We start from the raw sequence: 975 nt of genomic DNA on the forward strand, positions 1-975 counted from the left end.
TTGGAAAACAGATGTGATGTTCTCAGTCGGGTCACTATCGCAAATCACAAAAGCCGCCAAAGAAAATCCAAAGCGGTGATGCTTGCTGTCATCAAGGTAGATAAACGCCATGCTGTTGAAGTAAGTACTGTTGGAAGGCGCTTAAAGGGTGTGCGTGTCGCTTGCGCAAGTTCGGTAAATCGTTTGCCTCGTAAATGTCAGCTTCGGGTCGCTGCGCCGCAGCAATCCAACGCCATGATGAGCGTCAGGTAAGGGCCGCTCAGATATTTTCGGCCCCAAGACGATGGCTGATGCTTCGACGGAACCGCCGGCGGCTTAGAGCGCAGAATTGCAGGTGTACCGTGTCATAAAAAACGTCTTGGTGTCTGGAGTAACTTCAACGAGCCTTCCAAAGCATCAGGCTTGCGAGCGAGAGTATGCGGATCATCTCAACGATCCGTGCCGGATCGAACTGAAGCAAGCCCAGATGCGCGCCTTCATTGCGGATTACCCAGAGAGATAGAAGCGCTCGCAATACCGGGCTATGCGGTCCTCCGGCGTTGATGCGTGCAATCTGGGCCAGCCGGCGCGGCAGAGATTGGCGGTTCGTGTTCGTAAGTGCATAGTAACGATCAAACATCGCCCCGAGATCGACTGGTCCGTTGGTGTTAAATATTTTCTTCAACTTCCGGGGTAGCGTATCCCCCCGCGGCTCACGGCCCTGATCCCTCAGAACTTCATTCGCGATCATTTCGCAAAGGGTTGCGAAACCAACAACCTCTGCCGACGACGCTGCGCGATGAACGGGATCATCGCGGTTTTGCAAATCAACCAGCCGCCGAAAATGCCAGTAGTACTGGTAGAGGCCGCGTTCCTCCAGCCAATCGCAAAAACCGTTCAACTCGGCCTCGCTGACCGGGAAGGGGTTCGGCAGTGAAGCCAGTGACTCATCCGCCCAATGCTTGAGCGACCGGACCGTCAGATCGCGCTGCTCTT

The 975-nt window shown here is 54.8% G+C and carries 2 protein-coding genes; one reads left to right on the top strand and one right to left on the bottom strand.

Going from position 1 to position 975, the window contains the following annotated elements; genetic code table 11:
* The coding region (locus tag A3764_RS26105; protein ID WP_236628255.1) for a hypothetical protein at positions 1-252 on the top strand (252 nt) is incomplete at its 5' end.
* A 124-nt stretch (positions 253-376) separates the two neighbouring features.
* Here the strand turns inward: A3764_RS26105 and A3764_RS25390 are convergent.
* Positions 377-975 (bottom strand): hypothetical protein (locus A3764_RS25390; RefSeq protein WP_161487516.1); only part of this gene is annotated, 599 nt, incomplete at its 5' end.

This window comes from Sulfitobacter sp. HI0129 (genome assembly GCF_001635395.1).
Classification (GTDB): Bacteria; Pseudomonadota; Alphaproteobacteria; order Rhodobacterales; family Rhodobacteraceae; genus Sulfitobacter.